The following is a 15,518-nucleotide window of genomic DNA, read 5'->3' on the forward strand; positions in this document are numbered from 1 at the left end:
CGCCATGGTCCGAAGATGAGTATTTGGACGCCGTCCAACAATGCTATCGTGGCGGCCATGACACAGCTCCTCATCGCCGGGCTCGCGCCCGCGTTCGTCCCGTACCGCGAGGGTTGGGCGCTGCAGCGTCGGGTCCATGAGGCGGTCGTCAGCGGTGAGGGGCCCGAGCACCTCATCCTGTGCGAACACGAGCCCGTGTACACGGCGGGCAAGCTGACCCGCCCACACGAGCGTCCCGACGACGGCACACCGGTCGTCGAGGTCGACCGCGGCGGCCGCATCACCTGGCACGGACCCGGACAGCTCACCGGCTACCCGATCGTCCGCCTCCCGGAGCCGGTCGACGTCGTCGCCCACGTCCGACTGCTCGAGGAGGTCATGCTGCAGACGATCACGGAACTCGGCGTCATCGGCCGCCGCATCGACGGACGGTCCGGTGTCTGGGTCGACCCGGTCGCCGGCGGACCTGCCGCGAAGATCGGCGCCGTCGGTGTCCGGGTGCAGGCCGGGGTCACGCTGCACGGCTTCGCGCTCAACTGCGACAACTCCCTCGAGCCCTTCGGCCACATCGTCGCGTGCGGCATCGCCGATGCCGGGGTCACCACGATCAGCGCCGAGCTCGGTCGACGGGTCACGCCCAGCGACGTCGCGGAGCGCGTCTCCGAGATCTTCGAAGCACTCCGGCCCGGCTGGACGGCCGCGTCCGTGACCACGATCGGAGCGGCCGCATGAGCGGCTGCGGCGCTCCGGCACCCGCTCCCGCGGCGGACACCGGCGGACGGAAGCTCCTGCGGCTCGAGGTCCGGAACGCCCAGACCCCCATCGAGCGGAAGCCCGACTGGATCAAGACCCGCGCGACGATGGGACCCGAGTACCGACAGCTCCAGGCGCTCGTGCAGGAGGAGGGCCTGCACACGGTCTGCCAGGAAGCCGGCTGCCCGAACATCTTCGAGTGCTGGGAGGACCGCGAGGCGACCTTCCTCATCGGCGGGTCGCAGTGCACGAGGCGCTGCGACTTCTGCCAGATCGACACCGGCAAGCCGGCCGACTACGACCGCGACGAGCCACGGCGGGTGGCCGACTCGGTGCAGCGGATGCGGCTGCGCTACGCGACCGTCACCGGCGTGGCGCGCGACGACCTCCCCGACGAAGGGGCGTGGCTGCACGCCGAGACCGTCCGGCGCATCCACGAGACGAACCCGGGGACGGGGGTCGAGATCCTCGCGACCGACTTCTCCGGCAACCCCGACCTCCTCGGCGAGGTGTTCGCCTCACGACCGGAGGTGTTCGCGCACAACGTCGAGACGGTTCCACGCATCTTCAAGCGGATCAGGCCCGCCTTCCGCTACGAGCGCTCCCTCGACGTCCTGACCCAGGCGCGTGCCGCCGGCCTCATCACGAAGTCCAACCTCATCCTCGGGATGGGCGAGGACCGGAGCGAGATCAGTCAGGCGCTCGAGGATCTGCACGAGGCCGGCACCGACATCATCACCGTCACCCAGTACCTCCGGCCGACGCCTCGGCACCTCCCCGTGGACCGCTGGGTCAAGCCGCAGGAGTTCCTTGAGATCAAGGAGGAGGCCGAGGAGATCGGGTTCCTGGGTGTGCTCGCGGGTCCGCTCGTCAGATCGTCCTACCGTGCCGGACGCCTCTGGGCGCAGTCGATGACCGCGAAGGGCCGCGAGGTCCCCGAGGGGCTGCAGCACCTCGCAGACGCCTCACTCGGCTTCGCCCAGGCGGTCTGAGGCCGGCGCCTCGACCTGACGGGGTCAGTCCTCGCTCGTGACCCCGGTGACCTCGCCGTCGGAGGTGTACGCGACCATGAGCACGCCGTCGAGCTGGTCCGCGTCGAGCGAGTACTCGAAGATCGCGAACGCCTCGTCGCCGTTGTGCTGATGCGGCGCGAACCCGACGCTCAGCAGCGTCATCGACCGGATGACGTCGACGTCGCGGTCTCCGGACTCGTCGACCAGGACGTCCGGCAGGGACTCCCCCAGCTCCTCGACGGCTTGGATGATGTACTCGGTCACCTCGGAGGTGCGGTCGTCGACCTCGCTCAGCATCGCCTCACGCGAGCGCAGGTCGAAGCCCTCCAGGGCGAGGATCATCGCGGCCGCCAGGTCGAGAGCATCGGCCGGGATGTCGTCCTCGTCGGGGGCGCTCAACGAGATGGACACGGACTGCTCCCCGACGTCGATGTTGTCGGACCAGTAGACGCCACCACCAGGCTCGGTCGCGATGATGCCGAAGTAGTCGTGTTCGATCGCCATCAGCTGCCCACCAGGTTCTGTGCGAAGACGTGCGGCGTGAAGCCGGTGAGGTCGCCGATGCCCTCGCCCTGGCCGACGAGCTTGATCGGGATGCCGGTCTTCTCCTGCACGGCGAGGACGAACCCGCCCTTCGCGGAGCCGTCGAGCTTCGTCAGGACGAGTCCGGTCACCCCGGCGTGCTCGATGAACGCCTGCGCCTGCGACAGACCGTTCTGACCGGTCGTCGCGTCGAGCACGAGGAGGACCTCGGCGATGGGCGCCTGCTTCTCGACGACGCGGCGGATCTTGGACAGCTCGTCCATGAGCCCGCCCTTCGTCTGCAACCGACCGGCGGTGTCGATGATGACGATCTCGGTGCCGGTCTGCTTGGCGTACTCGATCGTCTGGAAGGCGACGGAGGCCGGGTCCTGCCCCTGCTGCTGGGGGCGGACGATCTGCGCGCCCGCGCGCTCCGCCCACGTCGCCAGCTGCTCGACGGCAGCGGCACGGAAGGTGTCCGCGGCGCCCACGACGACGGTGCGGTCGTAGTTGCGGAGGAACTTCGCGAACTTGCCGATGGTGGTCGTCTTGCCGACCCCGTTGACGCCGACGACGAGGACGACCGCCGGACGCTCGCTGAGCTTCAGCGTCGTGTCGAACTTCGACAGCCGCTCCTCGACCTCCTCGCGCAGCATGCGCTGGAGATCACGCGGGTCGGTGGTCCGGTAGCGGTCGACGGAGGCGTGCAGGCCCGTGACGATCGACTCGGTGACGTCGGGGCCGAAGTCGGCGCCGATGAGCGCGTCCTCGAGGTCCTCCCAGGTGGTCTCGTCGATCGTCGGACGTTGGAACATGCCTTTGAGGGCACCGGAGAGTGACCAGGGTGTGCGTGCAGCCATGGTCTCAGCGTAGCCGTCGGCGACGCGGTCCCGTCGCGAGGGGACGAGACCGGATCAGCTCGCGCGTTCCGCTGCCACGCGCTGACCGACGACGGCCGACACCCCGTCCTGGCGCATCGAGACGCCGTAGAGGGCGTCGGCGATCTCCATGGTGCGCTTCTGGTGCGTGATGACGATGAGCTGGCTCGTCTGACGGAGGTCCTCGAAGATGGTGAGGAGCCGCCCGAGGTTGGCGTCGTCCAGGGCCGCCTCCACCTCGTCCATGATGTAGAACGGGCTCGGTCGGGCTTTGAAGATGGCGATGAGCAGGGCGACCGCGGCGAGCGAGCGCTCCCCGCCCGACAGGAGCGACAGGCGTTCGATCTTCTTGCCGGCGGGCTTGACCGACACCTCGATGCCCGTGGTGAGCATGTGCTCGGGGTCGGTGAGCGAGATGCTGCCCGTGCCGCCCGGGAACAGGATCGGGAACACCTCGGTGAAGGCGGCTTCGGTGTCGGCGAACGCCGAGGCGAAGATGACCTCCATCTTCCCGTCGATGTCCTCGATGATCGACAGCAGGTCGGCCCGGGTGCTGGTGAGGTCGGCGAGCTGTTCGGTGAGGAATCGGTGACGCTGTTCGAGAGCGGCGAACTCCTCGAGCGCGAGCGGGTTGACCCGGCCGAGTTGAGCGTAGGTGCGCTCCGCCGCGGCGAGGCGCTTCTGCTGCTCGGCGCGGACGTAGGGCGTCGTCGGCACGTCGTCCGACTCCTCGGCGGGTTCCTCCTCCGGCTCGACGTCCGGCGTCACGGAACCGTCGGCAAGCGCCTCGGGCGCCTCGTCCGAGTCGGGCGTCGTCGTCTCGGGTGAGACCTCCGGACCGGTGTCGTCGGCCGTTCGCACAGCCGAGCGGGCGGTCGCGCGGGGTGTCGGAGGGTCGACGGGCACCGGAACCTCGGGCCCGTACTCGGCGACGAGCACGTCCTCGACGAGCCCCAGCTCCGACCCGGCTCGCTCGAGCAGACCGGACAAGTGGAGCTTCTTCTCGTAGATCTGGAGTTCGAGGCCGTGGACGCTCTCGGTGACGACCTGCAGCCGCTGCCGGAGCGTGTGCTCCTCGCCGCGCAGTCGCACGAGCTCGGCGTTCCGGCTGGACCGCGTCGCCTCGGCTGCCGCGAGCGCGACGCGGGCCTCGGTGACCGACCGGTCGACCGAGTCGAGGACGGGCGGGAGCGCCTCCGTCACGGCGGTGGCGGCCGCGGCCTGGCGCGCACGGATGACGGCACGCCGAGCCGCTTCCTCCGCTGCCGCCTGGTCGGCCTGCCGCTGCCGCTCGAGGTTCGCGACCGCGAGCTCCTCAGCCCGCACGCGTTCGCGCGCGGTCTCGAGGAGGAGGCGGTGCTGCACTTCGGCCTCGCGCGCCGCGTCCAGTTCGGCGGAGAGCCCATCGCGTGCCGAGACGTCGAGGAGCGGTCGTGGACGCGCGCGAGCGGTGTCGTGGTCCAGCTTGGCCCGCTCCACGGCGGCAGCGGCGTCGGCGACGGCCGCCTCCGCCGTACCGGCAGCGGCGAGCAGGCGGTCGTGTTCGGCCTGCGCGGATTCGTATCGGACCGTGACCCGGTTCACGCGCTCGGCCTGTGAGGCACGGTTGGCGTCGAACTCGCGGAGGGCGCTGAGCGCAGCCTGCGCGGTCTGCTTCGCCTCCTGCAGGATCGTGCGCTGCTCAGCCAGTGCGAAGCGCGCCCGTTCGATGAGCGACTCGACCTCGCCGTGTCGATCGGCTGCCGCATCACGTTCGGCCAGCAGTTCGATGCGGCTCTGCGCTCCGCCGCTCCCCCCGCGGACGATGCTGTCCGTGACGACCGCGCCGTCACGGGTCACGAGGGTGAACGCGCTGAGCGACGAGCCGAGTCGGTCGTACGCCGCGATCGCGTCGTCGAGCGAGTCGACGACGAGGACCGAGGCGAGGATCCCCAGCACGCCAGGAGGGGCCTCCACCAGCTCGGCAGCCGAGGTGAACCCGGCGGGCACGTCGGGGACGTCTCGCGCACCGTCGGCGATGACGATCTCGACCCGGCCGAGATCCTGGTCGGCCGCGTGATCGAGCGCCCGCCGGGCGGCGTGCCGGTCGACGGCGACGGCGGCCTCCGCGAGCGTGCCGAGCGCTGCGGCCACAGCCGACTCGTGGCCGGGTCGGACCTGCACCCGGTCCGCGACGATCCCGTCGATCCCGTCGAGACCGCTCGATGCGAGTTCGGCCGAGCCGGTCTTGAGGTCGAGGGCGCGCGAGAGTGCACTGGTCTTGGCGCCGAGCGAATCGCGTTCACGTTCGAGGGTGTGGAGCTGCTCGCGCAGGCCCTCGATCTCCCCCTCGGCCTCCGCCGCGCCGCGCTGGGCCGCCTCGTAGGCGTCGTCGAGTCCGGAGTCGGCGGCGTCCGCCACGGTCGGGTCGTCCTCGAGCGCCTCGTACTCCAGCCGCGCGGCGTCCAGACGGAGGGCAGCGGCGTCGATCGCGTTCTGCTGGCGCAACGCCTCGCCACGGACCGCGGCGAGTTTGGACCCGGCGGCGTCGACGGCGCCCGCGAGCTTGGAGAGCTCCAGGTCGTGTCGTGACACGAGCGCGCTCTGCGCTGCGATCTCGACGTCCACCGCGTCGAGTGCGGCGCGCTTCGCGCGGGTGTCCGTCTGCGCCTCCTGCAACGCGCGCTCCGCGTCGGCGACCGCCACCCGCAGTCCGTCGATCTCCGCGGTCGCGTCGGCGACCATCTGCTTCGTGATCCGCGGTTCGGCGGCCGTCGTGTCCGTCGACGAACCGAGGAGCGCGAGCCGCTGATTGGCGAGCGTGTACAGGTTCCGGAGGCGCTCCTGCACGCTCTCGAGTTCAAAGGTGATCCGGCGGGCGTCGTCGACCGCGTCGCCGAGTTGCGCCTGCTCGATCCGGTTGATCCGCAGTTCCGCCTGTTCCAGCTGCTCCTGGAGGACGAGGCGCTCGCTGTGGCGCTCGCTCTCCGACCGGTTGTGCTCGTCGAGGGAACGCCGGAGGCCCACGACGTCGTCCGCGAGGATCCGAGCGCGGGCGTCGCGGACGACCGCGGCGATCGTCTGCGCCTCCCGGGCGATCTCCGCCTGACGGCCGAGCGGCTTCAGCTGCCGACGGATCTCCCCGGCGAGGTCGCTCAACCGCGTGAGGTTGGTCTGCATCGCCTCGAGCTTCCGGAGCGTCTTCTCCTTGCGTCGGCGGTGCTTCAGGATGCCGGCCGCTTCCTCGATGAAACCGCGGCGCTCCTCGGGCGTCGCCCGCAGCACCGCGTCGAGCTGCCCCTGTCCGACGATGACGTGCATCTCGCGGCCCAGACCGGAGTCGCTCAGGAGCTCCTGGACGTCGAGCAACCGGCACGTGTCGCCGTTGATGGCGTACTCGCTCCCGCCGTTGCGGAACAGGGTGCGGCTGATCGTCACCTCGGTGTACTCGATGGGCAGTGCGCCGTCGCTGTTGTCGATGGTGAGCGTGACCTCGGCTCGACCGAGCGGGCCCCTGGTCGACGTGCCGGCGAAGATGACGTCCTCCATCTTGCCGCCGCGGAGGGTCTTCGCCCCCTGCTCGCCCATCACCCAGGCGAGCGCGTCGACGACGTTCGACTTGCCGGAGCCGTTGGGACCCACGACGCAGGTGACGCCCTGCTCGAACGCGAAGGTGGTGGGGTGCGCGAAGGACTTGAACCCTTTGAGCGTCAGGCTCTTCAGGTACACGCGCACCTCCTCTCCCGCGTCGCGGATGCTGTGCACTACGGTAGCGAATCCGCGGACGGACGAGGGACACCACGCTGTGCCGGCCCGCCGGGGCGGTCGTACCATGGACCGCATCACCCAGGACGGTCTGGTGTGGGAGGGAGCCGACGATGCGCGTCACGATCGACGAGGTCGAGATCCCGGCGTCCGGGAGCTCAGCCGTGTTCGACACGGTCCAGGAGGTCGCGAACACGCTCGAAGCGGAGATCTGGTCCACCGACGACTTCGCTCTGACCTCCGCCATGACCCTGCCCGATTACCGCGACCAGCGGTTCCAGCGACGCGTCCTGCTCGCCGCCGTCCTCGACGGCCGTGTGGTCGGTCGCGGCTGGCTCGGGTACGGCACCGAAGCCGACGCGGCGACGGCCTCCCTGGACGTCGGCGTCCTCCCCGACGCGCGTCGTCAAGGGATCGGCACAGCGCTCCTGTCGGAGCTGGAGCGACGGGCCCTCGCGGCCGGCCGCCCGACGGTGACCGCCTTCACCCAGCACGCCGTCGACGACATCCCGGCCGGCGAACCGCTCCTCGGTGCGAGCGTCGGCGATCGGGCGATCCCCGCGAACGCCGCGGCCAGCCGGTTCATGCTCGATCGTGGATACGCCCTCGCCCAGGTCGAGCGGACCAACCGCTGCGACCTCGCCACGACGCTCGGGGAGCTGCCGGACATCGTCGCGACGTCGACCGCCCGAGCCGGACACGAGTACCGCCTCGTGCACTGGGTGGACCGCACCCCCGACGAGCTGCTCGGATCACTCGCCACGGCCCGCGAACACATGGCGACGGACATCCCGGCCGCCGATCTGGAACTCGACCCCGAGGTCTGGACGCCCGAGCGGGTCCGCGCCCGCGAGGCACAGCTGGCGGCGTCTGGCGACCACGCGATCGTCGTCGCCGCCGTCCACCGCGACAGCGGCACGGTCGCCGGGTACAGCGAGCTCGTCCTCGGCGAGGGCAAGGAACACGCGGAGCAGTGGGACACGCTCGTGCTCGCCTACCACCGGGGACACGGCCTCGGACTCTGGATGAAAGCGGCGAACCTCCTCGCACTCGCCGATCAGGCACCCGAGCGGTCCCGGATCTACACCTGGAACGCCGACGAGAACGCGCACATGCTCGCGATCAACGACCGACTCGGGTTCCGCATCGTCGGCTATTCCGGAGAGTGGCAGCGCCGACTCCCCCGCAGCGACTGATCGTCAGGTGCGGCGCTGGCACACGGGACAGCGGTGCGAGCCCCGGTTCATGAACTGCTCGCGGACGATGAGCGTGCCGCAGCGCGCGCACGGTTTGCCCTGCCGTCCGTAGGCGTTCAGGCTGTGGGCGAAGTACCCCGCCTGACCGTTGACGTTCACGTACTGGGCGTCGAAGCTCGTCCCGCCCTCGGCCAGGGCCTTGGCGAGCACGGCACGGACCTCCTCGAGCAGCCGGCCGGCGCGTCCGAGCCCGAGACGGGCGGTCTCCTGCTCGGGGTGGATGCGCGCCGCCCAGAGAGACTCGTCCGCGTAGATGTTGCCGATCCCGCTGACCAGGGTCTGATCGAGGAGCGCCCGCTTCACACCGGTGCGTTTCTCGCGCAGTCGTCGGAGGAAGCCGGCGTCGTCGAAGGCCGGGTCCATCGGGTCGCGGGCGATGTGCGCGACCTGGTCGGGCACCATCGCGACCTCGTCGCCGAACCCACCTGCGGCTCCGTCCGTCGTCGGGACGAGCGCGGTCACCGCCATGGAGCCGAAGATCCGCTGGTCCACGAAGTGCAGCCAGAGCTCGCCGTGCTCGGGATGCTCCAGCTGCAAGCGGATGCGCAGGAGTCGGTCGGCGTCATCGCCAGGTGACCGGAGCAGCATCTGCCCGCTCATGCCCAGGTGACCGACGATCGCCTCATCGTCGTCGAGGGGGAACCAGAGGAACTTCCCGCGTCGGACGGCAGATCGGATGGTCCGCCCCGTCAGCCGTGCCGTGAAGTCGGCGACACCACTCGCGTGGCGGCGCAGGGAGCGTTCGTCGAAGACCTCGACGCCGGCGATCGTCGCCCCGCTGACGGCGGGCTCCAAGCCGGCGCGGACGACCTCGACCTCAGGGAGTTCCGGCACTGATCCTCGACCAGGCTTCCAGGGCCGCCGCCATCTCGGCGTGCTTCTTGCTCGTGCCGGAGCCCGTCGCCGTGACCGCGGTGCCCACGGTGACCGTCGCGACGAACCGTCGGTTGTGGTCGGGGCCGGAGCTGGCGATCTCGTAGACGGGCGCCGGCGCACCGATGGCCGCGGCGGCCTCCTGGAGGCTCGTCTTCGGGTCCATCGCCGCGCCGAAGCGCTCAGGGTTCTCGAGGAGGGGGTTCACCAGGCGCAGGACGAGTGCCGTCGCGGCGTCAGGTCCGGCCGACAGGTACGTCGCGCCGATGACGGCCTCCATCGTGTCGGCCAGGATGGACGCCTTGTCGCGGCCTCCGGTCTGGTCCTCGCCCTTGCCGAGCTTGATCCGCTCGCCCAGACCGATCGAACGCGCGACCTCGGCGAGCGCGATCGTCGAGACGAGGCTCGCCCGACGCTTCGCCAGCTGCCCTTCGTCGAGGTGCGGGAAGTCGCGGTAGAGCATGACGGTGACGGCCTGCCCGAGGATCGAGTCGCCGAGGAACTCGAGGCGCTCGTTGTGCGGGAGTCCACCGTGCTCGTACGCGTACGAGCGGTGCGTCAGCGCCAAGTCGAGCAGCTCGTACGAGACGTCGACACCCAGTTTCCGTGCGAAAACGACCACACCGGGATCGGTCTCCGATGCGGAGCCGATTCCGGTGTGGTCGGAATGATTCGTGTTCACGCTGTTCGAACGCGGACGTTCAACGCGCGGATCAGACGTCTGCGACCTTGCGGCCCTTGTACTCGAGGTACAGGGCGGTGCCCTGCGAGTCCTCGACGACCTTGGCGCGGTGCGGCAGGCTGTACGTGACGCGGCCGTTCTCCACCGTCTTCACGAGCGTCGGCACGGCGGCCTTCCACTGCGAGCGACGCGAGCGGGTGTTCGAGCGCGAGACCTTCCGCTTCGGGGGGTTTCCAGCCATGATCTATCTCTCTTCTGTGTCTGCAGCGGCGCGCTGGGCGCTACTGGCGTCTGTGTCAAGTACGGAGTCTGAGGACAAGCCCGCGAGCGCAGACCAGCGAGGATCTGCGACGTCGTGAGGGTGTCGTTCCGGACGTTCGGCCAGCCGCTCACCGGTCTCGGGGTCGAGTCCGGGGCAATCCGGCTGGCACACCGGCTGAAACGGTAATGCGAGAACTACCGCATCTCTGACCAGAGGTTCAAGATCCACGTGGTCGTCGTGAACCTCGAAGTCAGACGCTTCCGAATTAGGATACGCGAAAAGTTCCTGAATCTCGACTTCGACAGGCAGTTCGATGTCGCGGAGGCAGCGTCCGCACTCGCCGGTCGCCAGTGCGTCGACGTCGACGGTCACGAGGATCCCCTCGTGAACGGACTCGAGACGCACCTGCTCGGAGAGCGTCGTGCCCTCCTGGACGGCGACCAGACCCTCGCCCCAGCGCTCGGCGAGCACCACCTCGAGGTCGTGCTCGCGCATCTCCCCGGGACGGTTCACCAGATCGCGCACGTTGACGCTGAACGGCGAATTGTTCGTTCTCTTCCTAGTCACGATCGACGATTCTACGCCGAACCCGACCGGGAGGACGCCCTAGCCCTCCTGGAGGAAGGTCGCCACCACCTGCGGGACGTACGGGCTGACATCGCCACCGAGTGCGGCCACCTGCCGGACGAGTGAACTCGAGACGTGCGCGTGCGCGGGATCAGGCAGGAGGAAGACCGTCTCCACGCCGGCGAGGCTGCGGTTCATGATGGCCATGGGCGTCTCGTACGCGACGTCGACCTGCGAGCGGATGCCCTTCACGAGCACGCTCGCGCCGACGTCCGTGCAGTAGTCGACGAGCAGGCCGACGTTCCACTGCGCGACGACGATGTTGTCGGGCAACCCGCCGTCGGCGATGGAGCGCTCGAGCAAGGACACCCGCTGCGGCATCGGCAGCAGCGCGGACTTGTCGGGGTTGTGCACGACCAGCACGTGCAGTTCGTCGAAGATGCGCGCCGCCCGCTCGATGACATCCAGGTGACCGAGGGTGACTGGGTCGAACGATCCGGGGACGACGGCGATCCGCTTCATGCCGCCAGCCTATCGGTGCTCAGTTCTTGGCGAGCGCGGCGCGGTCGGATTCGTCGAGGCGTCGGCGGAGCGCTTCGGCCAGCACCGGGTGGTCGGCGAGGTCGGGATCGGTGTCGAGGAGCTCGGCGGCATCCGCCCGCGCCGCGATGATGACCTCGCTGTCGTGCACGACCCGGAGCAGCTTGAGCGAGGACCGCCCGCCCGACTGCATGCTGCCGAGGACGTCGCCCTCGCGCCGCAGCTCGAGGTCGACCTGCGCCAGGTCGAAGCCGTCGAGCGTCGCGGCCACCGCGTCGACGCGCTCGCGTGCGGTGCTCTCCGCCTCCGCCGCGGTGACGAGCAGACACAGCCCCGGGACGCCGCCTCGGCCGACGCGTCCGCGGAGCTGGTGGAGCTGCGACACCCCGAAGCGCTCCGCGTCGAGCACGACCATCGTCGAGGCGTTCGGGACGTCGACGCCCACCTCGATGACCGTCGTCGCCACGAGCACGTCGATCTCACCGGCGGCGAAGGCCCGCATCGTCCGGTCCTTCTCCTCCGCGCTCATCCGGCCGTGGAGGACGTCGATGCGTCGGGACGCGAGCAGCGGGTGGGTACGCAGCTGCTCCACCGTGGTGAGCACGGACGCGATCGGGCGCGCCGGGTCGGCGTCCTCCTCGAGTTCCTCACCGGGCTCGACCTCCTTGGCGTCGATCGCCGGGCACACCACGAACCCCTGCCGCCCCTGCGCGAGTTCCTCGGCGAGGCGCTCCCAGACGCGGGAGATCCACCGCGGGTGATCGGCCAGGGCGACCACGAAGCTCTCGATCCCCTGCCGCCCGCGTGGCAGCTCCTTGATGATGCTGACGTCGAGGTCGCCGAAGACGGTCATGGCGACGGTCCGTGGGATCGGCGTCGCGGTCAGCACGAGGACGTGCGGCGGTGTGCGTCCCTTCTGACGGAGCTGGTCGCGCTGCTCCACGCCGAAGCGGTGCTGTTCGTCGACGACGACCATCCCCAGATCGGCGAAGGTCACGGCGTCGCCCAGCAGCGCGTGCGTCCCGATCACGATCCGGGCCTGGCCGGCGACGATCCGCAGCAGCGCCCGTTTGCGATCGGACGTCGGCAGCTGGCCGGTGAGCAGCGTCGGCATGAGCTCGGCCGAGAGATCGGGGCCGAGCGAACGGACGATCGACCGCAGGTGCTGCGCCGCGAGGACCTCGGTGGGCGCCAGTAGCACCGACTGTCCCCCGCTGTCGGCGACGGCCGCCATGGCCCGGAGGGCGACGAGCGTCTTGCCCGAACCGACCTCGCCCTGGACGAGCCGGTTCATCGGATTGGGCTGCGCGAGGTCGGCCGCGATCTCCGTGCCGACCGTCTGCTGGTCGCCGGTCAGCTCGAACGGGAGCGCGGCATCGAGGCGCTCGAGGTAGCCGCCGGCTTTCGGCACGCGGGGCTCGGCCGCCAGGGCACGGGTGGCCGCGCGCTGCTGGAGCAGGGCCGTCTGGAGGAGGTACGCCTCCTGGTACCGCAGGCTGCGGCGACCGCGCTGCCAGTCGCGGTCGACCGTCGGGCGGTGGACCGCACGGATGGCGGCGTCGAAGGAGAGTTCACCCCTCGCCGCCCGGACCGACCGCGGGACGGGGTCCTCCTGCGGCGGCAGGGCGTCGAGCACCAGCTCCACGGACTGCTTGAGGTTCCAGCTCGTGATCGTGCTCGTCGCCGGGTAGATCGGGATGGGCGCCTCCGACCACGCCTTCGCCTGGGCGTCCGCGAGCGCGGGTGCATCGGCGTCGTCGGGGAAGAGCTGATATTGCGGGTGCGCGAGCTGATAGCTGCCGCGGTAGTCGCCGACCTTGCCCGCGAAGATGCCACGCAAGCCCGGCCGGAGTTCGTTCGCCCGCCAGGGCTGGTTGAAGAAGGTGAGGTTGAGTCGACCCTGACCGTCGGAGATGACGACCTCGAGGATGGAGCCCTTGCGTTGCTTCATCTGGCGGTCGCGGACCTCGAGGACGTCGGCGACGATCGTCACGTCCTCGCCGAGTGGCAGCTGGCCGATGACCGTCAGCTCGCCGCGCTTCGCATAGCGACGCGGGTAGTGCTCGAGGAGGTCGCCGACGGTCTCCACGCCGAACGCCTTCTGGAGTGCCGTCGCGGTCCGGCCGCCGAGGACACCGCCGAGCTTCGTGCCCAGCTCGATCCCCGTCATGCCGTCGATTCTATTCGGGACCTCGGACACCGCGGTTCGCTCGGCTTCGCGCAGCCTGCGAGGATGGGACCATGGCCGGTATCAGGATCATCTCGGGTTTCGCCGGATCACGCACGATCCGGGTTCCGGGCAGCGGTACACGACCGACGAGCGATCGCGTCCGCGAGGCACTCTTCTCCGCGCTGGAGGCCCGCGATGTCATCGCCGGCGCCGAGGTGCTCGACCTGTACGCAGGGTCGGGGTCGCTGGGACTCGAGTGCGCCAGCCGGGGTGCCGCGGTCGTCACCCTCGTCGACCGAGGGTCGGAGGCGGCGAAGCTGTGTCGCGACAACGCGAAGATCGTGACCTCGGCAGCACCTCGCGGTGCGGCACCACGCATCACGGTGCACGCCAAGTCGGTCGGCGCCTACCTGTCCGGGGCGACGGTCCCGTCCGACCTCGTCTTCATCGATCCCCCGTACGACCTCCCCGAGGCGGAGCTCACGGCCAACCTCGCCGCGCTCGTCGGTCTGGTCACCGACGACGGGCTCGTGCTCGTCGAGCGGAGCTCCCGCTCGCCCGAACCGACCCTTCCCCCAGCGCTCGAGGTCCTGCGGAAGAGCACCTACGGCGAGACCGTCGTCTGGTGGATCACGCCGGTCTGAGCCACCGCTTCACCGTCACCGCGTCTCCGCAGGGTCTTCGCGCCACGGCGGCCGGCCACACCGCTCAACCGGACGCGTCGTCCCAGTCGCGGTAGGGGTCCCAACCGGCGCGACCGTCGTAGGCCACACCGTCGACGAGGACCCCGGCACCGGTCCGGGCCGTGCCGATGGTCCGGAAGCCGGCGGGGATCGTGGTGGCGGCCGGGAACGTCGCCAGGAGGGAGTGGTCCTCGCCGCCGGCGAGGGCGAGCGCCACGTCGGCACCCAGGTCCTCGGCCCGGAGGTCGATCGCGACCCCACTCGCCCGCGCGAGGCGACCGGCGTCGAGCGCGAGCCCGTCCGACAGGTCGAGCATCGCCGTGGCACCGGCGACGGCGGCGACGACACCGGCGGCGATCGGTGGCCGTGGTGCGAGTTGTGCCTCCACCTCGACCCGGTGATCGCGTCGCAGGCCGGCCGCTGCCTCGGCCGAGGGCACGCCGTCGGCGTCGACCCCACGTGAGAAGAGGAGTCGCAGGCCTGCCGCAGCCGAACCCAACTCCCCCGCGACCGCGACCACGTCGCCGGGTCGCGCTCCGTCACGTCGGATGGGGGCACGACCCTCCAGGTCGCCGAACGCCGTCACCGCGATCATGAAGACGTCGGACACGGCCAGATCGCCGCCGACGACACCGCAGCCGGGCGCGAGCTCGGCACAGGCGTCGCGCAGTCCGTCTGCGAACCCGTCGAGCACGGCGACCGGCAGGTGCTTGGGCATGGCGAGTGCGACGACGAGTGCCGTCGGACGCGCCCCCATCGCCGCGACGTCCGCCAGGTTGCTGGCCGCTGCCTTCCACCCCAGGTCGTGGGCGCTCGACCACGCCAGCCGGAAGTCCGGCCCATGGATCATCGTGTCCGTCGTGACGACGAACCGACCGTCGGGCGCCAGGACCACCGCGGCATCGTCACCCGGCCCGAGGAGTTCGGCGTCGGCGTGCGGCAGGCGAGGGAAGATGCGCTCGAGTAGCTCCCCCTCGGCGAGGTCCCCGACACAGGGCCCGACCGTTCCGTGATCGTCGGACGCGCTCCCAGACTCGTTCATGGGATCAACGGTAGCCTGGTGGGCGATGTCCCCGATTCGTGTGCTCCTCGCCACCGCCCTCGCCGCAGCCGCAACCCTGGGCCTCGCCGGCTGCGCGCCCGCCGTCGCGCTCGAACCCGCCGCCGATGCGAACAACCCGCAGTGCGCTGAGGTCACGGTGCGTCTGCCCGACGTCGTCGCCGAACTTCCCGAGCGAGGGACCGACGCCCAGGCCACGGGCGCCTGGGGCGATCCCGCGACGGTCCTCCTGCACTGCGGCGTCGCGATCCCCGGCCCGACCACGCAGCAGTGCCAGTCGGTGAACGGGGTCGACTGGATCATCGACGACGCCGACGCGCCGAACTACCGGTTCACCACCTTCGGGCGCACGCCCGCGGTCGAGATCGTGCTCGACGGCGACGCCGTCGCCAGCAGCACCGTCCTGGCCGATCTGGCGCCTGCCGTGTCCGTGCTCCCCGTCACCGGGAAGTGCACCGCCCTCGGCGACGCCGACCTCCCGATCCCCACCGACGGCTGACCGTTCCGGCGCCGCT

Annotated in this window: 15 protein-coding genes; 5 read left to right on the top strand and 10 right to left on the bottom strand. The window is 70.5% G+C overall.

Going from position 1 to position 15,518, the window contains the following annotated elements; all coding sequences use genetic code 11:
- Positions 1-57 precede the first annotated feature (57 nt).
- On the top strand, positions 58-732 hold the full coding sequence (gene lipB, locus ACQG07_RS01450; protein ID WP_192005128.1) for a lipoyl(octanoyl) transferase LipB: 675 nt from the start codon (positions 58-60) through the stop codon (positions 730-732).
- The gene (gene lipA / locus ACQG07_RS01455) at positions 729-1,745 is read left to right on the top strand and encodes a lipoyl synthase (protein WP_064296306.1); all 1,017 of its coding nucleotides are present in this window, start codon (positions 729-731) and stop codon (positions 1,743-1,745) included. The genes lipB and lipA overlap by 4 nt, the downstream gene beginning before the upstream one ends.
- 24 nt (positions 1,746-1,769) lie before the next feature.
- On the opposite strand, the gene ACQG07_RS01460 is transcribed toward lipA, so the two are convergent.
- Genes ACQG07_RS01460 through ACQG07_RS01470 form a run of 3 tightly spaced genes read right to left on the bottom strand, consistent with a single transcriptional unit; the run spans position 1,770 to position 6,874 of the window.
- Complete coding sequence (locus tag ACQG07_RS01460) at positions 1,770-2,270, bottom strand: DUF2004 domain-containing protein (protein ID WP_079705645.1); 501 nt, start codon at positions 2,268-2,270, stop codon at positions 1,770-1,772.
- Positions 2,270-3,148 (bottom strand): signal recognition particle-docking protein FtsY, encoded by an 879-nt coding sequence (gene ftsY / locus ACQG07_RS01465; RefSeq protein ID WP_064296361.1) that lies wholly within the window; start codon positions 3,146-3,148, stop codon positions 2,270-2,272. Before ftsY ends, ACQG07_RS01460 begins: the two co-directional genes overlap by 1 nt.
- A gap of 54 nt (positions 3,149-3,202) precedes the next feature.
- Positions 3,203-6,874, bottom strand: coding sequence for a chromosome segregation SMC family protein (locus ACQG07_RS01470; protein WP_426736954.1), 3,672 nt, complete (start codon positions 6,872-6,874; stop codon positions 3,203-3,205).
- Between the two features lie 149 nt (positions 6,875-7,023).
- Between ACQG07_RS01470 and ACQG07_RS01475 the strand changes: the two genes are divergently transcribed.
- Positions 7,024-8,106 (top strand): N-acetyltransferase family protein, encoded by a 1,083-nt coding sequence (locus ACQG07_RS01475; RefSeq protein WP_426736955.1) that lies wholly within the window; start codon positions 7,024-7,026, stop codon positions 8,104-8,106.
- Between the two features lie 3 nt (positions 8,107-8,109).
- Here ACQG07_RS01475 and mutM read toward each other — a convergent pair whose 3' ends face one another.
- The 6 genes from mutM to ACQG07_RS01505 all read right to left on the bottom strand — a co-directional run bounded on the left by mutM (position 8,110) and on the right by ACQG07_RS01505 (position 13,260).
- Positions 8,110-9,000, bottom strand: coding sequence for a bifunctional DNA-formamidopyrimidine glycosylase/DNA-(apurinic or apyrimidinic site) lyase (gene mutM / locus ACQG07_RS01480; protein ID WP_079705643.1), 891 nt, complete (start codon positions 8,998-9,000; stop codon positions 8,110-8,112).
- Positions 8,984-9,661 carry a ribonuclease III gene (rnc, locus tag ACQG07_RS01485; RefSeq protein ID WP_426736957.1) on the bottom strand — a complete coding sequence of 226 codons (678 nt, stop codon included), beginning with the start codon at positions 9,659-9,661 and terminating at the stop codon, positions 8,984-8,986. The genes mutM and rnc overlap by 17 nt, the downstream gene beginning before the upstream one ends.
- Positions 9,662-9,752: 91 nt before the next feature.
- Entirely contained in the window at positions 9,753-9,962 is a 210-nt protein-coding gene (rpmF, locus tag ACQG07_RS01490) for a 50S ribosomal protein L32 (RefSeq protein WP_056006932.1), read from the bottom strand.
- A gap of 3 nt (positions 9,963-9,965) precedes the next feature.
- On the bottom strand, positions 9,966-10,478 hold the full coding sequence (locus tag ACQG07_RS01495; protein ID WP_079706272.1) for a YceD family protein: 513 nt from the start codon (positions 10,476-10,478) through the stop codon (positions 9,966-9,968).
- Between the two features lie 111 nt (positions 10,479-10,589).
- Positions 10,590-11,072: a pantetheine-phosphate adenylyltransferase gene (gene coaD / locus ACQG07_RS01500; RefSeq protein ID WP_064296302.1), complete on the bottom strand. Its 483-nt coding sequence runs from the start codon at positions 11,070-11,072 to the stop codon at positions 10,590-10,592.
- Positions 11,073-11,091: 19 nt separating this feature from the next.
- A complete protein-coding gene (locus ACQG07_RS01505; protein WP_426736958.1) occupies positions 11,092-13,260 on the bottom strand; it encodes an ATP-dependent DNA helicase RecG in 2,169 nt (722 codons plus the stop codon).
- Between the two features lie 71 nt (positions 13,261-13,331).
- Here ACQG07_RS01505 and ACQG07_RS01510 point away from each other — a divergent pair, with 71 nt between their 5' ends.
- Positions 13,332-13,904, top strand: a complete 573-nt coding sequence (locus tag ACQG07_RS01510) for an RsmD family RNA methyltransferase (RefSeq protein WP_192005133.1) — start codon at positions 13,332-13,334, stop codon at positions 13,902-13,904.
- 64 nt (positions 13,905-13,968) lie between these two features.
- Here ACQG07_RS01510 and thiL read toward each other — a convergent pair whose 3' ends face one another.
- The gene (gene thiL, locus ACQG07_RS01515) at positions 13,969-14,985 is read right to left on the bottom strand and encodes a thiamine-phosphate kinase (RefSeq protein WP_274499732.1); all 1,017 of its coding nucleotides are present in this window, start codon (positions 14,983-14,985) and stop codon (positions 13,969-13,971) included.
- Between the two features lie 25 nt (positions 14,986-15,010).
- On the opposite strand from thiL, the gene ACQG07_RS01520 reads away from it, so the two are divergent.
- The gene (locus ACQG07_RS01520) at positions 15,011-15,502 is read left to right on the top strand and encodes a DUF3515 family protein (protein WP_426736959.1); all 492 of its coding nucleotides are present in this window, start codon (positions 15,011-15,013) and stop codon (positions 15,500-15,502) included.
- The last annotated feature ends 16 nt before the right edge of the window (positions 15,503-15,518 follow it).

The sequence above is a fragment of the Plantibacter sp. 2H11-2 genome (genome assembly GCF_050031945.1).
Taxonomy (GTDB): domain Bacteria; phylum Actinomycetota; class Actinomycetes; order Actinomycetales; family Microbacteriaceae; genus Plantibacter; species Plantibacter auratus.